This is a genomic window from [Phormidium] sp. LEGE 05292 (genome assembly GCF_015207735.1).
Lineage (GTDB): Bacteria > Cyanobacteriota > Cyanobacteriia > Cyanobacteriales > Aerosakkonemataceae > Floridanema.
Window position 1 is genome coordinate 1 of sequence record NZ_JADEWG010000241.1, and the last position, 6563, is coordinate 6563.

The window sequence follows — 6563 nt, forward strand, 5'->3', positions numbered from 1 at the left end:
ATCTCCCCATCTCCCCATCCCCTTCACTCATAAAAAATGCTTTTTTGTCCCACTTTAGGTTGGTAGTCCGAAATAATATTATTCTTTTCTAAGGAAGGGGATTGTAGTCTTTGAGGATTAACGATGTACATTGTACAAATTGCCTCTGAATGCGCTCCTGTGATTAAAGCAGGGGGCTTAGGCGATGTAGTTTATGGGCTCAGTAGAGAGCTAGAGATTCGGGGGCATGGGGTAGAGTTAATTCTGCCAAAGTACGATTGTATGCGGTATGACCATATTTGGGGACTCCATGAAGCCTACCGCGATCTTATGGTGCCTTGGTTTGATGGCGCAATTCGCTGCAATGTCGATTGTGGTTGGGTACATGGGCGGTTATGTTTCTTTATCGAACCCCTCTCGGAGGATAATTTCTTTAACCGAGGTTGCTATTACGGTTGTTTAGACGATCATTTGCGCTTTGCTTTTTTCAGCAAGGCGGCTTTAGAATTTCTCCTAATAACTAATAAGCGCCCTGATGTGATTCATTGCCACGATTGGCAAACTGGTTTAATTCCAGTCATGCTATTTGAAATTTACAAATATCATGGCATGGCAAATCAACGGGTATGCTACACGATTCACAATTTTAAACATCAAGGAGTAGCAGGTGCTAATGTTCTTTGGGCAACCGGATTAAATAATGAACCTTACTATTTTACTGAAGATCGCTTAATGGATGACACTCATCCAACGGCGATCAATTTTATGAAGGGTGGCATTGTTTACTCCAATTTTGTGAATACAGTTTCGCCCCACCATGCTTGGGAAGCTCGATTTACTCAGGTTGGTTGCGGTTTAGGTAAAACTTTGTACGTTCATCAACATAAGTTTGGTGGGGTGTTGAATGGGATTGATTATGAGGTGTGGAATCCGGTGGTCGATCGCTATATTCCCTATCATTACAGCAGCGATGATTTGAAAAGCAAAACCCTGAATAAAAAAGCTCTCCGGGAACGACTTTGGCTCAATCATAGTGACAAACCAATTATTTGCTATATCGGCAGATTGGACGAGCAAAAAGGCGTGCATTTAGTCCATCATGCAATTTATTACGCCTTACAAAAAAAGGCGCAATTCGTGTTACTGGGAGCAGCTACAGAACCGGGAATTAATTCTTGGTTTTCTCACGAAAAAAATCACCTCAATACTAATCCCGATTGTCACATTGAACTGGGTTTCAATGAGGAATTATCCCATTTAATTTATGCAGGTGCGGATATGATTGTCGTGCCTAGCAATTACGAACCATGCGGATTGACGCAAATGATTGGGTTAAAATATGGGACTGTGCCGATCGTGCGCGGAGTCGGTGGTTTGGTAAACACAGTTTTTGATTGGGATTATGACGAAACTAAACCCCAAGAAGAACGCAATGGTTTTGTGTTTTATCAAACAGATAATGTGGCGATCGAATCTGCGATCGATCGCGCCATTGACTTGTGGTATAAATCTCCGAAATTGTTCCGCCAATTGATGATTCAGGGCATGGAATATGACTACTCATGGAATCATCCCGGCGCACAATATGTAGGGATTTACGATCATATTCGGCATAAGTAGGGGACTGGGGACTGGGGAATTTTAACCAGGATTTACAGATTTACTGAATTTCTTGATTAATCCTGAACATCATGTAAATCCATAAATCCTGCTCCTAGTGTTGAGTTAAGGAACTTCCCCTTGTCTCTTTGTCTCCCTCCCAATCTGCAAGAGGCAAAGGAAGAAACGATGTCAGACTTTGAAGAAGTGCGACAGAAAATTCTTAATTCCCTAGATGCAACAGAACTCGATCTCATAGACAACGAACTGACAAGTTTGCCAGCAGATATTGGGCAACTGTCTTGTTTGACAGAACTCTATCTAGACTTTAACAAACTAACAACTTTGCCCACAGAGATTGGACAACTCCATTGTTTGACAGAACTCGGTCTAGAAGAAAACCAACTGAGAAGTTTGCCAGCAGAGATCGGACAACTCCATTCTTTAAAAGAACTCTATCTGACCGACAACCAACTAACAAGTTTGCCAGCAGAGATTGGACAACTGTCTTCTTTGACAGAACTCTATCTACACTTTAACAAACTAACAAGTTTGCCCACAGAGATTGGACAACTCCATTGTTTGACAGAACTCGGTTTAGAAGAAAACCAACTGAGAAGTTTGCCAGCAGAGATCGGACAACTCCATTCTTTAAAAGAACTCTATCTGAACTGCAACCAACTGAGAAGTTTGCCAGCAGAGATTGGACAACTCCATTCTTTGACATTGCTCAATCTGAGGGGCAACCAACTGACAAGTCTGCCAGGAGAGATTGTACAACTGCATTCTTTAAAAGAACTCTATCTGGACGGCAACCAACTGACAAGTCTGCCAGGAGAGATTGTACAACTGCATTCTTTGACAATACTAGATCTCAGTTGGAACAAACTGACGACTCTACCAGAGGAGATTGGACAACTAAATTCTTTGACCGATCTCTATCTGATGCAAAACCAACTAACAAGTTTGCCAGCAGAGATTGTACAATTGCATTCTTTGACATCGCTCAATCTGAACGGCAATCCGATTCAAGATTTATCTGCTTTAGCCAATCATCCCAATCAGAAGTTATGGGTTTATTGTTTTGAAATTGCACTTCCGGCTCGCTATTGGACACATTTAAGTCAGTGGAAAGCTGAGTGGTTACTGACAGAAGATAATGCGGAAGTGCGGCGAGTTTTGATTCAGCATTTTGGGTACGATCGCATTATGCAAGAGTTGGGGGCGAGTGCGATCGATGATTACCGCGAATACACCTTACTTAAGATAGATGCAGATATCGACATCGAACCGATCCATTTGTTAAAAATGACTTGTCCGAGTACGGCACACATTCACGTTTTGCGCGTACCACCTACACTCACCTCTGCCAGAGATGCGATTGGCTGGGTAAACTGGGATATTGACCCGGAAGCTTTTGCGGTCGAGACTTGAAAGGTTGTTAGTTTGTGGTGTTTTGGGGGCGAGCGTTCATATCAAAAACTTACCCAATCGGCAAGAGGCAAAGGAAGAAATGATCTCAGTCTTTGAAATAGTACGACAGCAAATTCTCAATTCTATAAATGAAACAATACTCAATTTGTGGAGCAATCAACTTAGTAATTTACCAACAGAAATTGGACAATTAAGTTGCTTAAAAGTACTCAATTTAAGCAATAACCGTTTAATAAATTTGCCAAAAGAAATAGGTCAAATTTATTCATTGACAAAACTTTATATTACTCAAAATAACCTAACAGATATACCAGCAGAAATCGGCCAACTTCACTCCTTAACAACTATCGAATTAAGTGACAACAAACTGACCAAGTTACCAGCAGAAATAGGACAATTGCATTCTTTGACAGAACTCCATCTGAGAAATAATCAACTTACAAGTTTGCCATTAGAAATTGGACAACTGCATTCCTTAAAATGTCTCGATTTATACGGTAATCAACTGAGAAGTTTACCAGGAGAATTTGGGCAGTTACATTCCTTGAAAAACCTCAATTTGGGCGGCAATCAACTGAGAAGTTTGCCAGCAGAAATTGGACAATTGCATTCCTTAAACTATTTCGATCTGAGCGGCAACCAACTAACAAGTTTACCAGCCGAGGTGAGACAACTACATTCTTTAGGCTCACTTTTTTTGGAAGGTAATCCCATTCAAGATTTATCAGCTTTAGCCAACCATCCCAATCAGTATTTACAGGTTTATTGTTCTGAAATTGCACTTCCACGCCGCTATTGGACACATTTGAATCAGTGGAAAGCCGAGTGGTTACTCACAGAAGAGAATGCGGAAGTGCGACGAGTTTTGATTCAAAAGATTGGGTACGATCGCATTATGCAAGAATTGGGAGCAAGTGCGATCGACCAATACCGTGAATACACCCTACTTAAGATAGATGCAAATATCGACATCGAACCGATCCATTTGCTAAAAATGACTTGTCCGAGTACTGCACACATTCACGTTTTGCGCGTACCACCTAATCTCACTTCTGCAAAAGATGCGATTCGCTGGGTAAACTGGGATATTGACCCGGAAGATTTTGCGATCGAGACTTGAAAGGTTGTTAGGTTGTGGTTTTTTGGAGGGGCGATCGCACCTCTATACTTCAAAATGTATTATAATAGTAATACATTAATGCTTGGCTAGTTTGGCGATCGCTGCTAAAACTTACCCAATCTGCAAGAGGCAAAGGAAGAAACAATGTCAGACTTGGAAGAAGTGCGACAGCAAATTGTTAATTCACTAGATGCAACAGAACTCGATCTGAGGAGTAACCAACTGGCAAGTTTGCCAGCAGAGATCGGACAACTGCATTCTTTGAGATCGCTCAATCTGAACAACAACCAACTGAGAAATCTGCCAGCAGAGATTGGGCAACTGCATTCTTTGACAAAACTCAATCTGTTCAACAACCAACTGAGAAATCTGCCAGCAGAGATTGGACAACTACATTCTTTGACAACTCTCGAGCTGAGGCGCAACCAACTGAGAAATCTGCCAGCAGAGATCGGACAACTGCATTCTTTGACAAGGCTCGCTCTGAGCGGCAACCCACTCACAAATCTGCCAGCAGAGGTAGTACAACTGCATTTTTTGACATCGCTCGCTCTGAGCGGCAACCAACTGAGAAATATGCCAGCAGAGATTGGGCAACTGCATTCTTTGACATCGCTCGATCTGAGCGCCAACCAACTGGCAAGTTTGCCAGCTCAGATCGGACAACTGCATTCTTTGACATCACTCAATCTGAACGAAAACAAACTGACCAATCTGTCAGCAGAGATTGGACAACTGCATTCTTTGACAAAACTCGATCTGAGCGGCAACCAACTGACCAATCTGCCAGCAGAGATTGGACAACTGCATTCTTTGACATGGCTCGGTCTGAGCGGCAACCAACTGACCAATCTGCCAGCAGAGATTGGACAACTGCATTCTTTGACATGGCTCGGTCTGAGCGGCAACCAACTGACAAATCTGCCAGCAGAGATTGGGCAACTGCATTCTTTGACAAGGCTCGATCTGAGCGGCAACCAACTGACCAATCTGCCAGCTCAGATCGGACAACTGCATTCTTTGACAGAACTCGATCTGAGCGGCAACCAACTGACCAATCTGCCAGCTCAGATCGGACAACTGCATTCTTTGACAAGGCTCGATCTGAGCGGCAACCAACTGACAAATCTGCCAGCTCAGATCGGACAACTGCATTCTTTGGCATCACTCTATCTGAGCAGTAACCCACTAAAAAATATGCCAGCAGAGATTGGACAACTGCATTCTTTGGCATCACTCTATCTGAACGACAACCAACTGCCAAATCTGCCAACAGAGATATTACAACTGCATTCTTTGGTATATCTCAATCTGAGCGACAACCAACTGACAAATCTGCCAACAGAGATAGTACAACTGCATTCTTTGACAGAACTCGATCTGAGCGGCAACCAACTGACCAATCTGCCAGCAGAGATATTACAACTGCATTCTTTGACATGGCTCTATCTGAGCGACAACCAACTGACAAATCTGCCAGCTCAGATCGGACAACTGCATTCTTTGACATCACTCAATCTGAGCGGCAACCAACTAACAAATCTGCCAGCAGAGATAGTACAATTGAATTCTTTAGATTGGCTCTCTCTTAATAGCAATCCGATTCAAGATTTATCTACTTTAGCCAACCATCCTAATCAGAATTTGCGGGTTGAATATTTTGGAATTACACTTCCGCGCCGCTATTGGACACATTTGAATCAGTGGAAAGCTGAGTGGTTACTCACAGAAGAAAATGCCGAAGTGCGACGATTTTTGATTCAACATTTTGGGTACGATCGCATTATGCAAGAGTTGGGGGCGAGTGCGATCGACCAATACCGCGAATACACCTTACTTAAGATAGATGCAAATATAGACATCGAACCAATCCATTTGTTAAAAATGACTTGTCCGAGTACTGCACACATTCACATTTTGCGCGTACCACCTACACTCACTTCTGCCAGAGAAGCGATTCGCTGGGTAAATTGGGATATTGACCCGGAAGTTTTTGCGATGGAGACTTAAGTTGGAATTAAACGAAAAATAAATGTAGTTTAGAGATATTTATAGAGAGGAAATCTGTCATGCAACCAATCAGACAAGGCGACGTAATTTTAATTCCTACCCAATCTATTGAAGGAGAACAACTGCCTCACTTAACGCTAGCAGAAGGAGAAGTCACCGGGCACCGTCACCGCATTAGCGAAGGGGAAGCAGAATTATATGAACGAAATGGAACGCTGTACTTAAAAGTATTGTCACCCACCGCACTACTAACTCATGAAGAACACAAACAAATCGCCATTCCCCAAGGTAATTGGACGATTCGCATTCAACGCGAATATGAGCCAGAAGGATGGCGTTACGTCGCGGATTGAGGAAGCAGGGGAGCAGAGGAGCAGAGGGGCAGAGGCTGTCGCTTATCCCCTTCTCCGGGCCCACGAGA

Annotated in this window: 5 protein-coding genes; all 5 read left to right on the forward strand. The window is 42.9% G+C overall.

Annotation, left to right across the window (positions count from 1 at the left end; all coding sequences use genetic code 11):
* The first annotated feature begins 123 nt into the window (after positions 1–123).
* The 5 genes from glgA (at position 124) to IQ264_RS30880 (ending at position 6495) form a co-directional block, all read left to right on the forward strand.
* Positions 124–1599, forward strand: a complete 1476-nt coding sequence (glgA, locus tag IQ264_RS30860) for a glycogen synthase GlgA (protein WP_193986269.1) — start codon at positions 124–126, stop codon at positions 1597–1599.
* A 168-nt stretch (positions 1600–1767) separates the two neighbouring features.
* On the forward strand, positions 1768–3012 hold the full coding sequence (locus IQ264_RS30865) for a leucine-rich repeat domain-containing protein (protein ID WP_193986270.1): 1245 nt from the start codon (positions 1768–1770) through the stop codon (positions 3010–3012).
* The gene (locus tag IQ264_RS30870) at positions 2996–4132 is read left to right on the forward strand and encodes a leucine-rich repeat domain-containing protein (protein WP_193986272.1); all 1137 of its coding nucleotides are present in this window, start codon (positions 2996–2998) and stop codon (positions 4130–4132) included. The genes IQ264_RS30865 and IQ264_RS30870 overlap by 17 nt, the downstream gene beginning before the upstream one ends.
* Before the next feature lie 144 nt (positions 4133–4276).
* The gene (locus IQ264_RS30875) at positions 4277–6142 is read left to right on the forward strand and encodes a leucine-rich repeat domain-containing protein (RefSeq protein ID WP_193986274.1); all 1866 of its coding nucleotides are present in this window, start codon (positions 4277–4279) and stop codon (positions 6140–6142) included.
* A gap of 59 nt (positions 6143–6201) precedes the next feature.
* Entirely contained in the window at positions 6202–6495 is a 294-nt protein-coding gene (locus IQ264_RS30880; protein WP_193986276.1) for a hypothetical protein, read from the forward strand.
* Positions 6496–6563 lie beyond the last annotated feature (68 nt).